We start from the raw sequence: 22,468 nt of genomic DNA, 5'->3' as shown, positions 1-22,468 counted from the left end.
TTAGTAATTGGTTTTTAAATAGGTAGCAAGTTGCTCACCAATAATATCCCAGTCATATAACTTCGTTACCAATTCGTAACCGCGTTGTTGAATATGCATTCGCTTTTCCTTGTTCCTGACTAAATCGCAAATGTTTTTAGCAAAAACTTTCGGATCATCCGCTATCAAAATATTTTCATCATGAATATATTCAATGCCTTCTGCGCCTATAGAAGTTGAGATTACTGGAACTCGTTTGCTCATAGCCTCCAGTATTTTTAAACGGGTACCACTTCCTGTTAATAATGGTACAATACTGATTATAGCCTCTTCATAATAAGGCCCTACCTGTGGAACCTGACCTACAAATGTAATAGAAGGGTCGTTTTTAAACGGATCTAACTGCCCCATTGGTTTACCACTGCCAATAATTAATAGCTTTAACAAAGGCAACTGTTGCTGAACCATTGGCCACACATCTTTAATGAACCAAAATATTCCCTGTACATTAGGTTCATAATCAAGAGAACCGCAAAACAAAATGTTTTGTGATTCAGCTGGTATTGAATTAAGATGGGGTGAACGCTTTTCGACCTGTACACCATTGGGAACAACAATCGTTTTAATTGCATTGTTATTTAACCTTTCGAAGGTCTTTCCATCATTATCGCTACATGCTAAAACAAGATCTATTGAGCCGGCCAAAGAAGACTCCGCTTCTTTAATTCTTTCTGCTTGCTCAAAGCTCATTCGTTTCTTTTCAACATCTTTTAAGGCCAAAATATAATCTACATTGTGGGCATCATATATTAAATGGCTCTTTGGAGCATATTTTCCAATTACCTTTTTTAAAAGGAGAGATGATAAGTTTTCTAATATTATAAAATCAAACTTTGTTCGGCTTAATACCTCAGTCACCACCGGATACATTAATAGAAAGTTTTCATCAGCAGGGCCTTTCAGTGATTTATTATACCAGCGATACCTTAATGCTTTCTGATACCGGTTTGGCAAAACAGAGAAAAAATCCTTGCGAACGGCCGTATCTTTTGTGCTAAATAATTTTACTTTTTTCAGGTCCGGAAACGGGATAAAGCTTTCCTTAAAACTTTCTATGTCTTGATGAACGATGGCAGTTACTTCAAAATATCTCGCTAGCTGATGTAATAAATGAAAACAACGAAGCATCCCACCATTCATTGGCGGGTATATTTTTTTATATGGGATAATGATTAAAACAGTTTTCATTTTGCTTTTACAGCTGTTAACATACCGAATGATTCTGACAACTGAGATATTTTTATTATTTCAAAACCCATTGAAGTTAATTCATTTACGAGCTTTTCAATTGTCATCTCAGGTTTTGCCCATAAATGATATTCCATTGTAATTGCACGCACGCATTTCCATAATTCAGTCATTTGCAACAATGGCCATTCGCCTCCCTCACAGTCGAGTTTCAGCAGATCAATTTGTCCGCCGGCACGTTCAATTACTTTATTAAAAGAAACTCCTAATACTGTACCTGCCTCAGATTTTATAGCTGTGGTTAGCAGATCGGATTCGCCAAATTGTAATTGCATTTTCCCATTTTGATCGGACACCGCTTCAATAAAAATCTGCGCATTCAGACTTTTTGAATTGTGGGCCAGAAAAGGGATTAACAGGGGATTGGGCTCGTAGCCCTGGATAGTTGCATGAGGGAAATTTTTTCGGGCTGCCAGTAAAAACAAACCCTGGTTGGCCCCAATATCTATAATAGTAGATACCGGTATTCTTTTTTTTATATCCTTCAAACTGTAGCAGTCTTCCAGGCATATTTCCCTGAACTCATAATTAAATGCTGCCGCTTGATGATAATGAAAACGGAATGAACGATACCTGCCACGGATCCATAATTTTGACGGGATTTTATACCACTTCGAAAACATGAATAATATTCCATAACGCAGGTTACGTGCTCTATAAACTAATCCCTGTTTTTTCTGTTCAATCCAATCTTTCATTGTGGAAATTGTTTGAATCGCTATTGCGGTAATTAAATAAACACTTGCTGTTACGTGTTAAATACGATAATAATAATAATAATACTCGAGAGATTATTGCCGTTTTTAATAACCCTATCAAAGTTCGTCAAGTATCGCTTTTAAAGATTTCAAACTGCCATAATAAAAATCGGAATAATGCTTTATAAATGTATTAAATACATCAAAGGGTGCCTTTTTACCATTGTAATCTTCCTTCATCTGTAATAACTGTGCTTCCAAATCCTGTTCATTAGAATAAACTTTAAAACAATCTGGTAAAACGCCTGGTCCCCATGGCATTGGATTATCATCTAAACGCCAGGCCATCGGCCAGCCACTGTCAGGGGTAAAAATATAAGTCCCGGAGGCAAGATTTTCGGCTAGGGGAAGCCCAAATGTTTCGGGAAAGGCCATAAAAAAAACAGCAGCTTTGCTATATATACTTCTGATTTCCTCTATAGGGTATCGTCCTTCAAGAATAATTGTTTCAATTCCCAGCTTTTTCAAAATATTTATTTGTTGCTGCCTGTATGCTTCGTATCCTTTTTGTTCAAAATCAATCACAGCGATAAATCTTTCTTTTGCAGTCGGTTTAAGCCCCGCTTGCTGAAAATTGACTCCTATAACTTTTTGTTTCGGTGTATAGGATTTTTTCTTTAACTCAATAACTGAACTCACAAATAAATTAAAATCATACCTGTCATCTGCATAATCTTCACCATCGAATAGCATTCTCCCATGTATGGGGGCTATATGAACGGACCCATCAAAATAGCTACCTACCGGTTTTTGAACTCTTTTTTTGAATTCTTCGATGGCAAGAAAATTTTTCCATAAAGCATTAGGTAAGCATTCAGCTACTATCACTATATCATATTGTTTTATTTCCTGTAATAGTTTTTGATCCTGCTTGTAATATTTTATTTTATTACGAATTCGATATTGAAGATTATTATACCAATGTTTTGGAGTTTCTTTGAAAGGCAGCAGCCGCATTAATAATGGAATCCCGTCATAAAAAATTTTAGTCTCAATTTCTAAATGGTTAAGCATATCACTAAGTCCAATAGAAATAATGTTGGGGAAACAGGGACCGGACCTGCTCAAAATAGCAACCTTCATATTCAATTAAATATCAACCTAATTTATTCCGCAAAGGCATATAAAGTATAGCCTTAAAAAACTCAAATAAAAAATTCGGAGAAAAAATCACAGCAGGAGAAATTTTGTAAGCCTCTTTAAAATAAGAAATCGAATTACCGAATTTCCCATTTATACTTTCGATTCTGCCAAATTTAATTTTTTCATTGACCAATAATTTCCTGATCTCTTTGTCTGCCATCTTGATTTCCGACAATGACAAATTCAATTTATATCTATTGATGATCTCAATAAATTCCTGGTTAAAATTACGCCAGTATTTTACCGTTTTGCTGTCATTATGCAATCTGAAATTGGCCAACACCTGATCGTTGTGTACAACAGGCTCAAACTTATTCACCACAAAACGTACCCAATACTCCCAATCAAATGAATAATGCAATTTTTCATCCATGTATCCAACCTGTTCAAGGACTTTCCTGCTCCAAAAATTACCAGGTTGATGATTTTCATTAACTCTCAACAGCCAGTCAAATACCTGGTTGTTTGTTTTTTGTTGAATGATGTATGATTCACCGGTTTCTACTCTAAAATTCCTTACAGAACCAATGATCCAGTGATGGCCTTTTTTGTATTCTTCTGCAACAAACTTAAAAGTCCCAGGTTCATAATAATCATCGCTGTTAATAAAGGCAATAATATCACCTGTAGCTTTTTTTAATCCTTTGTTAATTGCGTCGGCCTGACCTTTATCTGGTTCTGAAACCCAATAACTGATTCTATCATCATACTTTCGCAAAATATCCACCGTCTTGTCCGTACTTCCACCATCAGTTACAATATATTCGATATTAGGATAATCCTGTTTTATTACTGACAGAATAGTTTCTTCAATAAAGTCACCCTGGTTATAGGAAGGGGTAATTATTGTAATTTTTGGGAATGCTAATTCATCCATGCTGGAAAAATATCGTATCTTTTATAAGCCTCTTAATATAATTCTTACTTTTCAGTGACTTCCGCAATAACTCGGCTGAAGGCCTCGCCAAATTTTATTATGTTTTCTTTGTAATCGTAATGTTGAATAACTGGTGGGTTTCTGATAATGCTAATTAATTTTTGCGCCAATTGAACTTCATTATCGCTTTCAAAAAAATCAACATTGTGCTTTATTTGCTCTTTATTCACTGAAATATTTGAAGCAATTACAAACTTATTCATTGCTTTTGCATCTTCAATCACCGTACTCCACCCTTCAAATTTAGACGGCTGAATAACAGCCAAAGAAAGTGACATCAACTTAAGTTGCTCCTTACGGTCAATAAAACCTAAAAAGCGAACACTTTCACTTAAATCATTTTCTTTAACAAATGTAAGTAACTCATTAAAGTAGTCAGGATTTCTGCGATCTTGTTCTTTTCCAGAAAACGCTATGCAAATCTCAATTCCCTCATCCTTTATAATTTTAAGGGCTTTTAAAATTACAATATGATTTTTGTGGGCCCAGAATTGATTAGGTGAAAAAAAATAAGTTGACGGGAGGTTGTATTTTGAAAAAAGGCTGTTTTCATCCAGCTGGTTATATTCAGGATGAGAAACTGCAAAAGGAACCACTAGTGGTGTTGCCGTAGCATTGGGAAAGAAATATTCAAAAGATGTTAATGCATCATTGCTACTGAATATTATAAAACTTTTGCTATAGGCTATCCTTTTCTGAAACTCCATCCTCATATCTACCTCATCTTTTGAAAAAAAATGTGGTAAATATTTTTCCTGAAAATCAGGGATCCAAAAAACTCTTTTTTCTACCTGAGGAAAATCATCCAGGCTTAGCACCGGGAAAAGTGTAGTTGGCAAACTAATTTTCCTGTTAATGATATTTTTACCCTTAAATATCGTCCGGCTGACTTTATTTATTATTCTCTCAATTAGTGAATATTTCGGACTGGTATTTACAAACTTAAGATATTGATAATTTGTCTCACTTAAAAAATGGTCAAAATCCTGTTCTGAATTCGTTACAAGATGTATAACTGGTTTTTGATCTTCCGGTAAGGAGTTTAATGCCTTTGCCAGATTTAAAACGTAATATGTACCACCGATCCAACCATCGTTATAGAAGTAAATTAAACCAATTTCTTTTCTACCAGCCATTCAATATAGTTTTTTAGTCCTGTTTCAATGGTATATGAAGAAGTATAACCCAAACTTTTTATTTTAGAAATATCTGCCTTCCAGTTTGAAGGATCTCCTTTACGTGCAGAACCTTTAAAACTCAGGGTACCGTCCCATTTCAAAAGTTGTAAAAACAATTCAGCGACCTCTTTAATAGATATTTCAATACCATTTCCTATGTTAAAACATTCAGCATTAAATGATGCTTTATGTATTATTAGCTCAATAATGCGGGCAATGTCTTTTACATAAATAAAGTCCCTGCTTTCATTCCCCGTTCCAAAAAGTGATATAGTTTTATCCTTACTTGCCTTTTGACCCAGGTCCCAAAACAATTGCTTTGTCAATCCTTCACCATAAGCTGAAAAAATACGTACCGAGCAGGTTTTAATATTAAAGAACCGGTAAAACTCATCGCAAATCATCTCTGCATGTAGCTTGTGGTTTCCGTAAGGCGAAACAGGCTTCGCCATATCAGTTTCTTTAACAGGAAGCGAAACCGGATTACCGTAAACAGCTGCACTTGACAAATTAATAAACCGGCAATCCGGCGAATGTTTACGAATAGCCTCGAGCATTTTGTAAACATTTGCTGTATTTAGTAAAAAGTCTCTGTAAGGATGAACAAGTGAATCGGGTACATTAGCAGCGCCAGAACAATTAATACATATACCGGGATTAACCTCCTCAAATATTTCCTGAAAATCGGCATTTACAGGATCCAGCTGAAAATAGTTGTTTGCAATATAATCTACCATTACATCGCACTCATATATGTTATAACCACATATTTGTTTAAAGTGATCCGTTACATGGCTTCCTATAAACCCTTTGGCCCCTATTATAAGTATATTCTTATTTTCCAACTTCTAAGTTTTTTACAACCTTGGCAGGGTTGCCTGCTACAACTGTCCATGCCGGTACTGATTTTGTAACAACACTTCCAGCTGCTACAATTGCCCCTTCACCAACTGTTACTCCTTTTAAAATAAGTGCATTCATTCCAATCCAGGCATTATCACATATTTTAATAGGGGCAGAGTTTACAACTTCCCAGTTCTTGTTTTTAATAAAGGATTCGCCATTTCTGAAGTCGGTCAGCTGCTGAGTGATATCCTGCTGCCGATGCCTATAATCAAGTGAATGTGAATCATGATCATAAAAGCAGGTGTTCCATGCCACAAAGATGTTATTACCAAATTCTACTTTTGATCGGCAAATGATAGTACTTGCACCTATGAATACGCGGTTTCCTATTATTACCTCCCCCGTTCCAGACTCAAAAATTATGTTACAATCCAACATGTTATCATCCCCAATTTTTACACGCTTTCCAGCTGTAGGAACATCTACACGTATATAAAAATTATCCCGCAAAATAGAATTTCCCTGTTCAAGATATTTCAAGTAAGAATCCTTGGTAGTAGAATTATTCTTTTGATTATATCTAGAAACTATATAATGGGGCAATAAGTTTTTAATGATACTTTTTAAAGTCATGAAACCTACAGCTTTTCGATAGCTCTAACCATCAATGATTTTATTTTCTTTTTGAAACCTGGCTTCTGTTTTGGGCAACGTTGTGCTTCTACAAAAACTTTTTTTCCTATTCTTAACTGATCTGCCAATTGGGGCTTAGATGCGAATCCACCAATCATATGATCATACGCCTCAATTACAAATTGAATATTTCTCTCTGCGTCCTGAAGCATCCATATGCTCTCATTGTGCAATCTGTGTACGCCCATCACTTTCGGAATGTACCAAAAATCACCAAATTGGGCATTTAATAAATGAAGCGGCCAATCTCCCATCTTAAGTTTCTTGTACCAATCCGGGAAATCGCCAAATAAGTTATTCCTGAATAGTATAGAACAAGTAGGTATTAAATTTCTGTAACTTAAATCGCTAAAGGTTACAATGGTCGCTGATGGATAATTGACATAAAGAAAAGAAGCCCGTGAACTGTTACTTTCGAATCTTTCCTCCGTATTATGAAAGCATCCTACATATTTGGAGTTGGCATTTAAAACATCCACCTGTGTTTGTAGCTTCTTTTCGTCGCTCCAGTAATCATCTCCTTCCAATAATGCAACATATTTGGCACCGGATTTAAAACATCTATCGTAGGTATTCAATGCATTTGCCTGAGGACCGATATTATTTTCATTAACAACCAATTCAATTTTATCGGGATATTTTGACTCTAGGGCTTTACAAATATCGTTGGTGCCATCTTTGCTATTATCGTCACTTATGAACAATTTAAAATCAAAATTGGCTTTTTGATTAACTACAGATTCAATTGCTTGCTCAACATATTTCGCATGATTATATGTAACCATCCAAACAGCCACACATAATTTCTTGTTTGCCATTATTAAGGTTTTAAAGTCGCGTAACCAAAGCCGGTTTTTCCAAATTGATTCCCATTATAGAAAAGATAGAACTCTCCTTTGAATTCGGTAACATAAGGATATGATATCATTTCGCTATCCCACCCGGTTTCACTAATATCAATGCCACTCTGTTGATCTTTTCGTATCCAGTTTATTCCGTCAACTGACTCAGCAAAACCGATCCTGTATGAGTTGGCGGGGTTAGTTCTGAAATCAAAATAATTCCTGTAGCCAAACCACATTAAATATTTGCCATTCAACTTTATCACACTTGCACTAACCAGACCTCCTTCGTTTTCATCCTTAAAAGGTATGGCTACTATATTATCCCTATCCCAATTAATACCATCTTTTGAAGTAGCGTACTTCAAAACATATGTTGATTCTGGCTTTGAATTTACTAACTTCCATTCAACACAGCTTAAGTAATACCCTTTAAACAGATCTCCATCTTTAAAAACAAAAATGGTCCCGGTAAAAAAAGGATCAAGATGATTAACCCCTATAATAGGCCCCTCAGAATATTTTTGAAAAGTATTTCCGCCATCGTCACTTATTGCCAAACCAATTGTGTTTTGATAAGGCACGTTCTTCCGTTGAGACCAACCAATATAATAAAGTAGTTTTCTATTATTAACTGTGATTATTGAAGAGGGCATTACACCATCTTCATCAAATGTACCTAATCTGCCTAAAGACAAAAGCGGGCGATCATTTATAAACTTTATTTGTTCGGGTTTACCTGCCTCCACTTCAATAAAGCTAATGTGGCTTCTACTATTGGCATCACGCGTTGCATAATAAATTCTCCAAGTTGTCTCATCCATATGGTCAACAACCGGCACCTGAGCATGACTTTGGCTCCATTCAATACTCCCATCAGGTATAAATATCAATCCTTTCTTATTCCAGTTCATTATAAAAGCGATGTACTGAGCTTATTTTCCAGTTTCTTGGCAGGATTGCCTATATAAACACCCCATTCTTCGGTGCTTTTTGTAATGGCAGAAGCCATACCTACCAATGTTCCTTTTGCGAGTGTTATGCCATCACGCAAAGTGGCATTTACACCTAAAAAACTATTCTCCCCAATTATACAATGTCCTGACATAACAACATGTGAAGTAAAAGTCACATGATCTCTAATTTCGCCATGATGCCCAATATGGTTTCCACTCCATAAAACAACGTTATTACCTATTTTGGTAAAAGGTTGTAAAGTATTATTCTCCAAAATGAAGCAGTTATCACCAATCTCATTGTTGAACATAGTTACTTTACTGCTTATATAGCTTATGAGATTATATCCTTTTTCTTTTACCTCCCCATATATCGCTTCCCTTACCTGATTCATTTTTTTTGGCGCCATAGGAGCGAAGAATGAATAATCACATATCGGGAATTTATGTTCCACATCTTCAAAAGGAACAACCGGTAACCCTCTGAAAGATTTACTTTCAGGTATGTATTTTTCATTTACACAAAAAGCTGCTACTTCAAAGGACGAATCGTTTGTAAGATAATAGTGTGCAAGTTCTGCGTAATCCTGAATTCCAAAAATGATAACCTTATTTGCCATAAATGTGATTATTTTTTGTATATGTAAGTAGTATATTCATAAAGCCCGTAATCATTTCGGATTATGAAATTACGCGTCAACTTTGCGGTCAGAAATTTGATCAATAGATCTGTAGGAACATGGAACAAATCATCCCGTTCCCAGTCAACGGCAGTAGACATTACATTAAATGCAACACCTTTATTGGCCATTGAAAAAACTTTAGTAAGCATTTTCGTAAAGTAATCCCACATTTCTTCAAACCCTAATTCCCTTTTTTCTGTAAAAACTCCATTCATGACTATATAATCAAACCCAGTCAAAGTGTTATTATCTTTTAAAATGTCTGTACAGTAAAAAGAAGTATCGCTGAATTTTTCTTTACATAAAGCGATGAATTTCTCAGAAACATCCAGGCCTGAATAAATAATATTGTCAAACTTCTGGTCTTTAATATACTGTAACAGGTGCGCCGCCCCACATCCAAAGTCCAGGAGATTTATATTTTTTGACTTATCATCAGCCACTCTTATAATATCCAGCATTACTTTATAGCGCTTATTAACATCTTCTGCTTTTGGCCAGTCTACACCTAAATGCGAATCTCCATGCTCTTCAAGACAGTTCTCATAATGTTTAACAATTGTATCCAGGTAACTTTTTTTCATATTAATTCGTATTTAGTAAGGAAATCAATTACTTGAGGTTTCGAATTAAACATTAAAACGTCTATTATTGAAAGATAGGGCGTGAATTCATTATTATACTGATTGTAGGAATGAGAGGCAGTCTTTATGAAATTGATTTTTATTCCTTCTTGTTCAAATAGTTCTCTTGAGTAAATTTCCACTCCACCGATTGGATTGATATAATGGTGGGCATTTTCAAGTTTACAAATATCAAGTATGCGATTTTGTGCTTTCAGCTGCGCATTGTTATAAACTAATGATGAGTCAATAAAAGTGGTGGATATTCCAATATAATCAGCCGTCGATTTGATACTTAATGTTGCTAATCGGCCAATATGCGATGTCTTGGACAAAATCACGTCACTTACTAACGAAAATACATCCTTGAAAAACGGCGCCTTTTTGTAAGATTGCTCTACAGTTTTTAAAAACTTATTCTCCCAACCTGAATTTTCAATCAACTCAATTTCATTGATCAACCGGTTTTGACTCGCATCCTTCAATGGAATGGTAAATAACCAGGGCTTTCCGTTTACAAGAATATTATTCCGGTTTATCCAACCTCTTGTTATAAAATTAACATCATCGTAAATAACGAATTTATCTACAGCCGATATCAATTGAAAGTATCCAAGATAAGGGAAGATATATGGTTGCATGATCGCCAGCTTCATATCTATTTATTAAACGACTTAAACAACAGTTCAACAATCAAATCAACATCACTTTTTGCTAAATCATAGTACAACGGCAAACAAAGTACACGTCTGGAAATTGATTCGCTATTAGGGGTACTATATTTTGAAGTGATAAAAGGTAAAGTATTCAGCGAAGGATAAAAATACCGCCTTGGAAAAATTGAGTGATTTTTAAGTATAGTTGTTGTTTTAAGCAACTGCTCTTCTGTATCAAATACGATGGGGTAATAGGAATAGTTTATTGTAACATCCTCGGTAACTTTTGGACGCGCTACTGGAAAACCTTTTAAACATTCATCATAATATTCCGCAATAGCTTTTCTTTGTAATACTATCTTATTAAAATGTTGCAAGTTAGCCAGTCCCATTGCAGCATGAAATTCGGAATTTTTTGCATTAATACCCACAGAGTAATAATCATCGCCAATATGGCCAAAACTTCTATAGAAATACATTTTTTCAGCCAATTCAGCATCGTGGCATATTAAACACCCCCCTTCAACAGTATGAAATACTTTAGTAGCATGAAAGCTACAGGTACTTATATCTCCAAAGCTTAATAAAGACTTTCCTTTGTATTGGCTACCAAAAGCATGTGCCCCATCATAAATAACCTTTAGATTATGTTTTTCAGCAATAGCCTGAATCTTTTCAACGTCACAGGGAATACCGTAAACATGAGTTGCCAGAATGGCTTGCGTGTTTTCAGTAATAGCAGCTTCTATTTTATAAGCATCTATACAAAAGGTATGTGGATCAATATCAACAAATACAGGCTTACAACCTTCCCATAAAATGGTGTTTGTAGTAGCCACATAAGAAAAAGGAGTTGTAATAACTTCTTTAGTAATACCAAGGGCTTTTAAAGCCATTTGTAATACTAGAGTACCATTATTACAATAAAATAAATAATCTACAGATAGGTAATCTTTTAATTTCTTTTCCAGTTCTAATAACAACTCTCCGTTATTAGTAATCCAGGCTTTGTCCCAGGCTTTCTTGAGAATTGCAGTGTACTCTTCAAAAGGGGGCAAAAAAGTCTTGGTTACATTTATCATTATCTTTTATTCTAAATTGAATTCTAAATTCGGTCTAACAAATCCCGGCCATTTCCCGTGCCAACCACTGGCATCCCTGTTTTCCTGTACTTCAAAGGAAACAGCATTTTCATAATTATATAAAGGATATGATTTATCTGCCACAACCATCAGAGAAACTGAATAAATTCCATCGTTTAGGAGATTAGCAGGTATTTTACACACTCCTTTATGAAGTCCTTTTGATAAATTGAGTGCAGGTGTTCCTACATTAAACACACATTCCTGAGCAATGGTATAAAGATGCAGGCTCAAATTTATTTGCTTACCGTCTAAATAATTCCAAAACTCAATTTCTACATCTATAGCCGTATTAACCGTAATCGGATTTAATTCGCTTTCGAGCTGTGGGCAAACTTCTATCCGTTTAATTTTCACTAATTCATTGCCCGGTGCCTCCGCAGGATCAGCAAATGCCTGCCTTAGACTGCTGTTAACGTAATGCGACAGATAGTTATTAATTACATTATTTGTAGGCCCTACTTCAACCACCTTTCCATTACGCATATATAACACAGTATCACAAAGATTTTTTATTGCAGTCATATTATGACTCACAAACAATATTGTACGTCCCTCATTACTGCTCACATCTTTCATTTTACCTAGGCACTTTTTCTGAAACTCAGCATCACCAACAGCCAAAACTTCATCTACAATTAATATTTCAGGTTCCAAATGCGCAGCCACAGAAAAGGCAAGGCGTACGTACATTCCTGACGAATATCGCTTAACAGGCGTATCAATATATCTTTCAACGCCTGCAAATGAAACAATGTCGTCAAATTTGGTCTTTATTTCGTTTTTTGTCATGCCTAAAATGGCACCGTTTAAAAAAATATTTTCCCGGCCAGTAAGTTCGGGATGAAATCCAGTACCAACCTCGAGTAAACTGGCTACCCGCCCTTTTATTTTTACATCTCCCTTTGTAGGAGCGGTAGTACGACTCAAAATTTTCAACAATGTACTTTTACCAGCCCCGTTACGGCCAATAATGCCCATTACTTTTCCGTGCTCGACTTTAAAATCTACATTTTGCAAAGCCCATACATATTCGCTATTTCCTTTTGTTATTCGCTCATTTTCCTCACCAATTTTCATGTATGGATCATCTTTTCCCCGAATGCGATACCACCAACGGTTAATGTCATGGGCCAGGGAACCCGTACCAATTTGCCCTAACCTGTATTGCTTTGAAATATTATTAACTTCTATAACTATATTGCTCATACGTTTGTCTAGGGTTGTTAAACGGTATCCATAAAGTCTTTTTCTACCTTATTAAAAATCAACATACCTAACACAACTACAAAGATCATGAAAATAATACTGTAAAGCAATCCACCAATGCTTACTGTTGCATGCCCAAAAAGGCAATAGCGAAAAGCTTCAACAATAGGTGATAAAGGATTAACAGTAACTAACCATTCATATTTTTTAGTTGCCAGAAAAGACAATGGATAGGCTATTGGGGTGATGTACATACCAAGTTGCACTGCAAATGTGAGTAGCAGGGCCATGTCACGATATTTGGTAGTAAGTGAAGATATAATAATTCCCAGTCCGAATCCAATACCAGCCATTAGTAATACCAAAAGCGGTATGTATAACCAATAAAAGGTTATTACCATAGGTACTCCTTTAAAAGCAAACCCTATCATAAACATCAATAGCAATCCAAATTGAATTCCAAATCGTATAATATTGGAAATTACCACAGAGAAAGGTATGACCAGTCTTGGAAAATATACTTTACCAAAAATGGAAGCATTTGTTACAAAAGTTGACGAAGTACTGGTTAAACAAGCTGCAAAATAATTCCAGATTGCAATACCAGACATATAAAACAGGGTCGGTTCAATTCCATCTGTACCTATTTTTGCTACAGTGCCAAAAAGAAATAAAAATATTAGTGTCGTTAATAATGGCTGTATTATATGCCACACAGGCCCCAATATGGTTTGTTTATATTGAGCAACAAAATCTCTTCTAACAAACAACCACATTAGATCACGATAGCGCCATACTTCTCTTAAATTAAGTTTGAAAAAGCTGTTTTTGGGCTCCAGTATAATATCCCACTGCTCTTGTGCGTTGTTCAGAACTGCGTCTTTCATGACTTACACTCAGGTTAACCTAATATTTTATAATGAAATTTTCTTTAATGAACTAAATCCGTATTACTAACACTCTATCCCTCAACAGTTCAAAACAATAAGCTACACGCTGTTTTGCTTGCTATTTTTAATCTGTTTCTTCGATCCTATTGTTATCCACTTACGCCACCCTTTATTTTTTTTAGATGAATCACTTTCAAAATAATTTCCATTTCCTCCATATCCATATCCATACCCGTAACCAAAACCGCCATAACCATAATATCCTCCGTAACTTCCCCCACCTTTAATATCATTTATTATAATTGAAAGCCGGGGCAGTTTGTTCTGTTGATAGATCTCATCAATTAGCTGGAGCTGCTTTTTCAGAGTATATCCATGGCGGACAATGTATATCGAAGAGTCAGCAAATTTTGATAAAGATATGGCATCACTTACAAGACCAACAGGTGCTGTATCAATAATAATTGTGTCAAACTGTGATTTGAGTTCTCTGAACATCTTATCTACCATTTCATTAAGCAACATCTCCGCAGGATTAGGTGGTACCGGTCCGCATGGAAGTACAAATAAGTTATCAACACCAGGCACGGGATATAATACTTCATTCAAACTAACACTACCTACCAGATAATTGGTAATCCCTTTACGCTCATGCAAGCCCAGCCCGTGCATGATCTTTGGCTTCCTGATATCAAACTCAAGTATTACTGTACGTTTCCCTGATAAAGCGATTACCGAACCTATATTGGTACTAATAAAGGATTTTCCTTCGCCACTGAAGGAAGACGTTACCAACATCACCGGCTTATCAACTTTGGGCAAAATGTATTGTAGATTAGATCGTATGACCCTGAATTGCTCGGCAACAAACTTCCGGTTATTTTTTGTTACAACCAGCGCATTTCCTTCTTCTGAATGACCTATTTCACCAAGGATCGGCGCAGCTGTATTTTGCTCGATATCGCTTTTACTTTTTACTTTATCATTTAAAAACTCAAGCAGAAAAACAATACCTATAGGTATTGCCACTCCCAGGAAAAGTGCAATCATGTAAATGCCCTTTTTATTGGGGCTTACGAGTCCTCCAGCCTGCATAGCGGGCTCGATCACTTTAATATTAGAAATAGTAGAAGCTGATGCAATAGCGGTTTCCAGTTTCTTTTGTAACAGATATTGATACAATTCCTGTAAAATGCTTTGTTGGCGGGTAACTTCCAGCATTTGTTTTTCCTTTGAAGGAATGGAAGTAATCAATCGGTTTGTTTCCTGTGTTTTCCCCTGAATTTGATTTAATTCAAGCATTTGAGACTGTCGGACATTTTTCAATGTCTCAATCATATCCAACCTCATTTTGTCAAGCCTTGCCTCCATCGTTAAGATCACAGGATTACTGTGCGGTGTGTTTCTAAGAGAAGACTCCCTTTCAAGCTGCAGCTTATTATAATCCATTATTGATGGTGACAGCCCTGCATTATCAATACCCATTAAAGACGGAACGATTTTGAATCTATTCTGATCATCGCTTATATACGCTAGCACCTGATCTATCACCTTTATTTTAACACCCATCTTACCTTGCTCGGTATTTGTTTGGGTATATTCCCCTAATGATAACTGGGCCTGCATGTCCGGTTTAATTACTCTGTTCTTCTCGCGATATTTTTGCAGATTCCTTTCTACACCACCCAATTCCATAAATACTGTGTCCAGCTGGTCATCGATAAATGAAAGAGTTTGTGCAGCAATTTGTTTTTTATCCTCCAGGCTGGCCTGCTGATACTCTTTCATATATTGGTTCACAACATCTACACCCAGTTTGGTATTTTCTGTTTGAAATGACAGGTTGAGAACATTAGTAACATCGTTTGTTCTGTTTACATTTATAGCTTCACTCAAACCTAATGCTATATTTTCAACCGGTTGCCAAGAGACCATAAACTCCTCGCTTGCAAATCCACGACGGTCCCTGCCATTGGACCTGATTTTAAAAGAAACTATCGGCAAATTGATTGGCTGATCGAAATAATGTATCTGTGGTTGTTCATTTATTCTAAACTGGTTATCTCCAACCATGGTAATCAACAAGCTAAATCCTCTTGAGGAATCAGCGATCGATTGTATTTCAAAATTAAAAGGCTCATCCGATGTATGTAGAACTGTTGATTGAATTTTACCCTTATTGTACATTTGTTTTTGCAACCCAAGGGAACGTACTACCCGGGCAGCCATATTACGCGATTTAATGATCTCTATTTCATCACCCAGTTTATCAGTTCTTTGCATCATAAAGATGTCATCGAACTTATCACCACCACCACCGCTACCCATTGCATTATTAGATACCAGCAATTTACCGGCTACGTTAAATATAGGCGTTGAATAACGCAATTTTATGTAGCCCAGTAACAAAGCAAGGGATATAGATATTATTACCCAGGGAAGATACTTTATGTACCGAAAAATGATCTCTTTCGGACTTATAACCACCTTCGCTCGTTGAGTTAATATATTTTGATCAGACATAAATTTATCTTCTTAATTCCTTAACAGGCTAATAATGACAGCTGCCATAGAAACGATAGTGGCGCCAATCGATATGGTTTGAAAAGCACTTTGATTATTTACATAACCCTTGTTTTTTGCTACATCCACAATAACCAAATCATTTTGTTGCAAATAATAATAGGGTGAAAGAAACACGTTAGGGTCTTTCAAATTCAGTGTCCCAAATTGTCGAACGCCATTTGTTTCCCGAACAACCAACACGTTATCCCGCCGTCCGTACACAGTAATATCGCCAGCAAGCCCGACTGCTTCAAAAGCATTGAGCTTGTCCGTTGGTACAGCAACCGGTCCAGGTCGGTTAACTTCCCCAATAACTGTAATTTTGTAATTCAAATACCGAATCTCCACATAAGGGTTTTTTAACAGATCTTTTTGGGCGTATAAATATTCAAGGGTGTCTGCCAGTTGCTCCTTTGTGAGACCTTCCGCATGGAGCATCCCTATCTTGTATAATTCCAGATCTCCCTGTTGGTTTACCAGATAACCTGTTGTGGAAGCACTGTTTGAAGCTAGTGCGCTACTGGTTGGATTCAGATTTATGTTTGCAACCCCTCCACTTTGCCTGGTAACAGCAGCGGTGGCAATAGGATCATCGCTATATACGGTAATTCCCATCAGATCACCCTTTTGTATCAGTGCTTCAGGAATATTTATTTTGCTTAACCGTGTAGAATCAAATGACCCCTTCAGATATTGAAGATTTTTAACATTGGTACAGGAGAAGCACATGGAAATTATTAACAGCGCAATTATATTTACTGGAAAATATTTCAGGCTGTTATTCAAGTTCAGCGAAGAACTGTGTTTCAAGGATTGAAAATTTAGATTTATTAATGTGAACAGCTATAATGAACCTAGCAAAAAGCGCTATATAGTGATATTAAAATTGTACTTTCTTGCCAATCTTTCCAATCTGCCGGATAATTCTTTCACGGTCATTCTTCAGTAAGTTTATAAATGCCTTAGTAATTTGGCCGGATTACCTGCATAAATGCCTTTTTCTTTTATATCCTTTGTTACAACTGCCCCTGCGCCTACTACTACACCATCACATATCGATACCGGTAATAAAGTCGCATTAGAACCGATTGAAACATTATTTCCTATAGTAGTTGCCTTCCACCCATTTCTATCACCCACCGGACCTCCATTGGCAAATAAATCATTTGTAAACATTACCCCATGGCCTATAAAACAATCTTCACCAATGGTTACCCCATCACAAATAAAACTGTGCGATTGCACCCGGGTACGGTTCCCAATAACTGCATTGCTTTGTATTTCAACAAAAGGGCCGATAAAACAACCATCACCAATTTTACATTCATACAAATTCACAGGCTGCACCACTTTTACATCCGTTCCAAAATCAACATCCCGAATTTGAGAACTCAATAAAATTGGTTGGTTCATACAGTTATAGCTGTGCTGTAAATTTTTTCAATGATAGAAACTGTTTTTAATCCTTCCCAAGCACTGGTTGTTATGGAGCCATTATATTGCAAAACATCGATAAGATTGTCATATACCCTATCATGGTTGCTCATAGAACCCTGGTATGTGCCGTACTCATTCGCGTTATTACCACCAGACAGATCGCCAATCTTATAATCCTGTATTTGCTGATACTCCAGTTCATTAAGATATTGACCTCCTATCTTCACGGTACCCTTCTCGCCAAATATGGTTAATGAACCTTCCATGTTTTTGGCGAAGCTGTTCACAGTGTAATTAATGCCGCCTAAAGCCCCATTGGCAAATTTCAACATCACTACCCCTGTATCTTCAAACTCAATTTCAGGATGTTTATAGTTATGGATCATCGACTGAACATCTACAACATCGCCAATCATCCAGTATAAAAGATCAATAAAATGACTAAACTGAGTAAACAAGGTACCGCCATCCAGCTTTTTCGTTCCCTTCCAGGAATTGGTATAATAATCTGATCCCCTGTTCCAAAAACAATTAAGTTGAATGCTATAGATCTTCCCCAGCCGTTCTTCATCAAGGGCTTTTTTAACAGCCACTACCGGAGGGTTGTATCTGTTTTGTTTTATAATGAATAAACGCTTTCGGGATTCGTTTGCCGCCTTGATCATCAGCTCACAATCATGAGCAACCAATGCCATCGGCTTTTCACACAACACATGACACCCTGCATTTAATGCTTTTATGCTATGTTCAGCATGTAACCCATTAGGTGTACAAATTGATACTACGTCTATGCCTGTTTCTGTTTTTAGCAGCTTATCTATGCTATAATAAGCAGTGGCATTGTATTCATTTGCCAACTGATCTGCCTTCTCTTTTACTTCATCGCAAACCGCTACTAATACCCCCCTACTTCTGATATGCTCCGCATGCCTTTGAGCAATTCTTCCACATCCTATAATAGCAAATCGGATATCGCTCACATTATTGTATTCCTGATCCAATTGGTTATTTGTCAAGAAGTACAATTTTTGATTTATCAATAAAAGCTGAAAGAATAAACCCTATACTTTCAATGATTACTTCAACTTTTTTGTGCAACACTTTTTTAACTGTTCCTTCCTTACCCATCAGTATGCCACTTTGTACCATCACTTTCTTTCCCGCCTCAATATCAATAGGCCGTACTTCTACATCATGATGTTCGTTTAAAAACCGTTTGATAGCCTCGATTTCTTTCTCTTTAATATTCGCAGGCTTTCCTAACCAGTAGATAAAATTCACAACCCCCTCAGTCATCCGTACCTGGGTTTTTTCGTCTTCATTCACTTTTACAAACACGTACGACTTAAAAAGGGGTTCATCAACGATCTTTATACGATCACTCCACTTCCGGTGAACTTTATTTAGAGGACAATAACTTTCAATGCCTTTTACTTTCAGTAGCTTATGCACCTTCTTTTCCCAGCGGGGCCGGGTATAAACAGCAAACCATTTTTTCGATGTAGTTGCAGCCATAAAGGATGCCAAAAGGTAAACAATTAATCAGCCAGATTGTACTTAATACGTGAAGCCAAATGAAAATTGAACATGGCTTCGCCTCCTCAGTCACAAATTTATTCTGTAACTAATTGAATTTTAGAAAATTATAACTCAATCCTCTTGTCAACAAACACAATAATAAAAGGGCATAAGTGAACTACTTCCATGAAGTAATCCTTATACCCTTTCACTATTAAAATTATTTAGCGTAATAATTAGCGCTGACACAGGATTTCTTTCCATGTTTTTATTCTAAAGCATGGAAGTTTTAACCATTCGGTACTTCCATTGGCAAAAGCCTGCAAATGCCCGGAACGGGTGCAAATATAGGTGTTTTTTAATGTGTATAAGCATGTGTAAAAAATCTTAAACTATTATTTTTCAATTAAAAATGCCATTTTCTCAGTCCCAATCTTTTACCGATAAATTAAAAAACACATTAAAATGAATTTATATTTTATCCCAGCAGTTTTTACCGTTTGCCGCAAGGTAAATAATCATTTCTATTATCAATCTCTACTTATTTCTAAAGCACAGGTATTCTTACATCAATCAAAAACCTGATTATATACTTTAAAAAGACAAATACCCCCATTACTCACCATAAAAGAAATTTATTATTTATCCTTTTGGTCATTAGAAATTGTATGTCAGCCTATTCTATAAACAACCCCAAAACGTATAAGATTTCCTAAATATTGTTATTAGTATAAGCTACCAATTGTTCGCATAAATCCGCATGCCGTTTACAGATAGAGAATTGTCTACTAAGCTTTTAATCTCTTGTTTTCTGCTTTCAGGTTCCTTATCTTTCCTTTCAAATGTAATACCTTGCAAAAACGCTTCTATTCCCTTGATGTATTCCGGGGTGCTACGGTTGCTTTTATGATATTGGTGAATAATCCCGGAAGCTGGTCTAACCTGTATGCGCCGCTAGAACATGCGCCCTGGCATGGCTGCACCCCAACTGATCTGGTATTTCCTTTCTTTCTGTTTGCAGTAGGTAATGCGCTTGCATTTGTTATGCCACGGCTTCAGGAAGCAGGCACCGCAGCCTTTCTGAAGAAGGCAATCACCCGTTCACTCCTCATCTTTCTCATAGGCTTTTTCCTCAACTGGTCGCCCTTTATTCGATGGGAAAATGACCATCTCACCTTTAAGGCATGGGAATATGCAGGCGCCAATGGTAACCTGATTGGCATACGCATACTGGGCGTTTTACAACGCATTGCCCTCAGTTACTTTTTTGCATCGCTGATCATCTACTTCTTTAAACTACGCGGCGCCTTTGTAAGCGCTGTTGTACTGTTACTGGGTTACTGGGTGTTGTGTTTGCTTTTAGGAAATGCTGCCGACCCCTTCAGCATGAATGGTTATTTTGGAGTTAGTGTAGATAAGACCATACTTGGTGAATCACATATGTATCATGGCGAAGGAGTGGCTTTTGACCCAGAAGGTATTACGAGTACGCTTACCTCTATTGTTCAGGTGATCTTTGGCTATTTTGTTGGCCTATATATTCAACAAAAGGGAAAGAATTATGATATGCTGTCGCACCTGTTTATTGCCGGCTGTCTCCTCATCTTTACAGGTTATGCCTGGGATATGGTATTCCCTATTAATAAAAAAATATGGACTAGCTCCTATGTATTGTATACAACAGGACTAGCTATACTCGTACTTTCGATATGTATATTCCTGATTGAATTTAAAGAAGCTAAAGGAGCCTGGAGCCGCTTTTTTGATGTATTTGGAAAGAATGCCCTGTTCATATTTTTCCTGAGTGGTTTCTTACCTCGCATAATTGCGCTTTTCCGTTGGGTAGATCACGTAGATAATGGTAAAAAAGTATACACCAGCGCATTTCCCTGGTTTTATGAACATATTTGCAAACCCATATCATCCAATCTTAAAAACGGTTCCTTACTATACGCACTTTGCATGATCGCTTTTTACTGGCTGATTGTGTATTTTATGGACAAAAAGAAAATTTATATAAAGGTGTAGTTTTATATACTTATGTACATTACGGAGAATGATCTGTTACGGAAGAATAATAATTTCGGGGCACTTAGGCATTTAGCAACACTTACTGTTTTTATAAGTCACACCTATGGTATCTCAGGCATAGGATATGAACCATTAGGCCTGCTCACAGGCAATAGGTACGTACTTAGTGCATTCGGATTGAACCTCTTTTTCTGTATGAGCGGCTTTCTCGTTTGCCATAGTCTGATCACCTCACCGTCGATCAAACAATATTTACTAAATCGCTTTCTGCGAATTTGGCCAGCTTATGCTGTCAATGTACTGTTTTGTATTTTGTTTATTGGCATTCCATTTACCACGCTGCCAGTTTTGGATTTCCTGAGCAACCCGCAAACCCGTTTTTTTCTTCTCAAGAATATTTCTCTGATCGGATCTACCTTCACCTTGCCTGGTGTCATAAATAATGAAGCTATTAATTCTTCAGCATGGACTATCCCCGTTGAGTTTCGGTTATATTTTGTTCTGCTATTAATGTACCTGGTATTTAAACTCCGTTTCAATCAAATGATGCTGCTTTTGCTCATCACCTTATGGCTGGCTCAACTAGTGATACCGGTAAGTTGGCAACATGCGGCATTCAAACCGCATGTTTTGTATTCCATTAACCTGGGCCTTCATTTTCTCACTGGAGCCTGCTTTTACCTGTACAAAGACAGCATTCCGCTAAAGCTATCTATTTGGTTTATTCTGTTTGCGTGCTGGCTGGCAATTCACATTTGGCTTCCCGCCTATTGGGCAAGAACTGAACAACCGTTTTGGACATATACTATTATGTGGATGGCATTTAGATGGTATAGAGTGCCGTTTATGAAAACAGATATTAGTTATGGGGTATATTTATATGCTATACCCATACAGCTTATCATTCTGCTTACCATAGGTCAATCATTCAGCTTCCCGGTATTTTTACTGTTCTCCCTTGTATGTACGGTCGCTTTGGCCTTACTATCCTGGTACCTGATAGAGAAAAAAGCGTTATCCCTTAAAATGTTTTTTAAGAATAAACAGCCTGCAAAGGCACTATAACAAAGGATG

Annotated in this window: 22 protein-coding genes; 2 read left to right on the top strand and 20 right to left on the bottom strand. The window is 36.6% G+C overall.

Annotated features, from left to right (window positions below; translation table 11 throughout):
* From J7I42_RS07775 to J7I42_RS07680, 20 genes are all read right to left on the bottom strand, one after another.
* On the bottom strand, window positions 1-1,227 hold the full coding sequence (locus J7I42_RS07775) for a glycosyltransferase family 4 protein (protein WP_209138205.1): 1,227 nt from the start codon (window positions 1,225-1,227) through the stop codon (window positions 1-3).
* Window positions 1,224-1,985, bottom strand: coding sequence for an FkbM family methyltransferase (locus tag J7I42_RS07770; RefSeq protein WP_209138204.1), 762 nt, complete (start codon window positions 1,983-1,985; stop codon window positions 1,224-1,226). Before J7I42_RS07770 ends, J7I42_RS07775 begins: the two co-directional genes overlap by 4 nt.
* 117 nt (window positions 1,986-2,102) lie before the next feature.
* Window positions 2,103-3,128, bottom strand: coding sequence for a glycosyltransferase (locus J7I42_RS07765; protein WP_209138203.1), 1,026 nt, complete (start codon window positions 3,126-3,128; stop codon window positions 2,103-2,105).
* A 13-nt stretch (window positions 3,129-3,141) separates the two neighbouring features.
* On the bottom strand, window positions 3,142-4,065 hold the full coding sequence (locus J7I42_RS07760) for a glycosyltransferase family 2 protein (protein ID WP_209138202.1): 924 nt from the start codon (window positions 4,063-4,065) through the stop codon (window positions 3,142-3,144).
* A gap of 44 nt (window positions 4,066-4,109) precedes the next feature.
* The gene (locus J7I42_RS07755) at window positions 4,110-5,261 is read right to left on the bottom strand and encodes a glycosyltransferase (protein ID WP_209138201.1); all 1,152 of its coding nucleotides are present in this window, start codon (window positions 5,259-5,261) and stop codon (window positions 4,110-4,112) included.
* Window positions 5,234-6,148, bottom strand: a complete 915-nt coding sequence (locus J7I42_RS07750; protein WP_209138200.1) for an NAD-dependent epimerase/dehydratase family protein — start codon at window positions 6,146-6,148, stop codon at window positions 5,234-5,236. Before J7I42_RS07750 ends, J7I42_RS07755 begins: the two co-directional genes overlap by 28 nt.
* Entirely contained in the window at window positions 6,138-6,782 is a 645-nt protein-coding gene (locus J7I42_RS07745) for an acyltransferase (protein ID WP_236065401.1), read from the bottom strand. The genes J7I42_RS07750 and J7I42_RS07745 overlap by 11 nt, the downstream gene beginning before the upstream one ends.
* 5 nt (window positions 6,783-6,787) lie before the next feature.
* A complete protein-coding gene (locus tag J7I42_RS07740; RefSeq protein ID WP_209138199.1) occupies window positions 6,788-7,660 on the bottom strand; it encodes a glycosyltransferase in 873 nt (290 codons plus the stop codon).
* A 2-nt stretch (window positions 7,661-7,662) separates the two neighbouring features.
* Window positions 7,663-8,598 (bottom strand): glycoside hydrolase family protein, encoded by a 936-nt coding sequence (locus J7I42_RS07735; protein WP_209138198.1) that lies wholly within the window; start codon window positions 8,596-8,598, stop codon window positions 7,663-7,665.
* Window positions 8,598-9,260, bottom strand: a complete 663-nt coding sequence (locus tag J7I42_RS07730; protein ID WP_209138197.1) for an acetyltransferase — start codon at window positions 9,258-9,260, stop codon at window positions 8,598-8,600. Before J7I42_RS07730 ends, J7I42_RS07735 begins: the two co-directional genes overlap by 1 nt.
* Before the next feature lie 8 nt (window positions 9,261-9,268).
* Window positions 9,269-9,907, bottom strand: a complete 639-nt coding sequence (locus J7I42_RS07725; RefSeq protein ID WP_209138196.1) for a class I SAM-dependent methyltransferase — start codon at window positions 9,905-9,907, stop codon at window positions 9,269-9,271.
* Window positions 9,904-10,602 carry a WbqC family protein gene (locus J7I42_RS07720; protein WP_209138195.1) on the bottom strand — a complete coding sequence of 233 codons (699 nt, stop codon included), beginning with the start codon at window positions 10,600-10,602 and terminating at the stop codon, window positions 9,904-9,906. Before J7I42_RS07720 ends, J7I42_RS07725 begins: the two co-directional genes overlap by 4 nt.
* A 2-nt stretch (window positions 10,603-10,604) precedes the next feature.
* Entirely contained in the window at window positions 10,605-11,684 is a 1,080-nt protein-coding gene (locus J7I42_RS07715; protein WP_209138194.1) for a DegT/DnrJ/EryC1/StrS family aminotransferase, read from the bottom strand.
* A gap of 6 nt (window positions 11,685-11,690) precedes the next feature.
* Window positions 11,691-12,953 carry an ABC transporter ATP-binding protein gene (locus tag J7I42_RS07710; RefSeq protein ID WP_209138193.1) on the bottom strand — a complete coding sequence of 421 codons (1,263 nt, stop codon included), beginning with the start codon at window positions 12,951-12,953 and terminating at the stop codon, window positions 11,691-11,693.
* A 17-nt stretch (window positions 12,954-12,970) separates the two neighbouring features.
* Window positions 12,971-13,840 (bottom strand): ABC transporter permease, encoded by an 870-nt coding sequence (locus tag J7I42_RS07705; RefSeq protein ID WP_209138192.1) that lies wholly within the window; start codon window positions 13,838-13,840, stop codon window positions 12,971-12,973.
* A gap of 102 nt (window positions 13,841-13,942) precedes the next feature.
* Window positions 13,943-16,171 carry a GumC family protein gene (locus J7I42_RS07700; RefSeq protein ID WP_209138191.1) on the bottom strand — a complete coding sequence of 743 codons (2,229 nt, stop codon included), beginning with the start codon at window positions 16,169-16,171 and terminating at the stop codon, window positions 13,943-13,945.
* A 207-nt stretch (window positions 16,172-16,378) separates the two neighbouring features.
* Entirely contained in the window at window positions 16,379-17,218 is an 840-nt protein-coding gene (locus J7I42_RS07695) for a polysaccharide biosynthesis/export family protein (RefSeq protein ID WP_209138190.1), read from the bottom strand.
* Window positions 17,219-17,359: 141 nt separating this feature from the next.
* Window positions 17,360-17,803 carry an acyltransferase gene (locus J7I42_RS07690; RefSeq protein ID WP_209138189.1) on the bottom strand — a complete coding sequence of 148 codons (444 nt, stop codon included), beginning with the start codon at window positions 17,801-17,803 and terminating at the stop codon, window positions 17,360-17,362.
* A gap of 14 nt (window positions 17,804-17,817) precedes the next feature.
* Complete coding sequence (locus J7I42_RS07685) at window positions 17,818-18,861, bottom strand: Gfo/Idh/MocA family protein (protein ID WP_209138188.1); 1,044 nt, start codon at window positions 18,859-18,861, stop codon at window positions 17,818-17,820.
* Window positions 18,851-19,360 carry a UpxY family transcription antiterminator gene (locus J7I42_RS07680; RefSeq protein ID WP_209138187.1) on the bottom strand — a complete coding sequence of 170 codons (510 nt, stop codon included), beginning with the start codon at window positions 19,358-19,360 and terminating at the stop codon, window positions 18,851-18,853. Before J7I42_RS07680 ends, J7I42_RS07685 begins: the two co-directional genes overlap by 11 nt.
* Before the next feature lie 855 nt (window positions 19,361-20,215).
* Between J7I42_RS07680 and J7I42_RS07675 the strand changes: the two genes are divergently transcribed.
* Both J7I42_RS07675 and J7I42_RS07670 read left to right on the top strand, forming a co-directional pair.
* The gene (locus tag J7I42_RS07675; RefSeq protein WP_209138186.1) at window positions 20,216-21,391 is read left to right on the top strand and encodes an acyltransferase family protein; all 1,176 of its coding nucleotides are present in this window, start codon (window positions 20,216-20,218) and stop codon (window positions 21,389-21,391) included.
* A gap of 12 nt (window positions 21,392-21,403) precedes the next feature.
* Window positions 21,404-22,459 (top strand): acyltransferase family protein, encoded by a 1,056-nt coding sequence (locus J7I42_RS07670; protein WP_209138185.1) that lies wholly within the window; start codon window positions 21,404-21,406, stop codon window positions 22,457-22,459.
* The last annotated feature ends 9 nt before the right edge of the window (window positions 22,460-22,468 follow it).

This window comes from Niastella soli, from assembly GCF_017742245.1.
In the GTDB taxonomy this organism is placed as follows: Bacteria; Bacteroidota; Bacteroidia; order Chitinophagales; family Chitinophagaceae; genus Niastella; species Niastella soli.
Note: the sequence above shows the minus strand (reverse complement) of the source record. Positions and strands in the feature narration are given on the sequence as shown.